Consider the following 240-nt stretch of genomic DNA (forward strand, 5'->3'; position numbering starts at 1 on the left):
CCTGCGTGGTGGCGGCCAGCTGGCCGAAGGAAGACTGGTAGCGCAGTGGCGTGCTCGATTTGCAGAAGCCGATCTGGTCCGGCGCTATCACCCGGGAGCCGGCGCTGCTCAACGCGGTGATGGCATCTCGCCAGGTGCCCGCGCAGATATTCTTGCCGTGCAACCGCACGACCGTGCCGAGCTGGCGGCCGGCAGGCGCCACGTCCAGGTAGGCCATTTCCGGGGGCTGGCGCTGCGAGT

Annotated in this window: 1 pseudogene; it reads right to left on the minus strand. The window is 68.8% G+C overall.

Annotation, left to right across the window (positions count from 1 at the left end):
* Positions 1-240: pseudogene (locus tag ACQG3P_RS22745) on the minus strand (alpha/beta fold hydrolase); the annotation flags it as partial.

The organism is Stenotrophomonas sp. SrG (assembly GCF_050031795.1).
GTDB classification, from domain to species: Bacteria; Pseudomonadota; Gammaproteobacteria; order Xanthomonadales; family Xanthomonadaceae; genus Stenotrophomonas; species Stenotrophomonas rhizophila_A.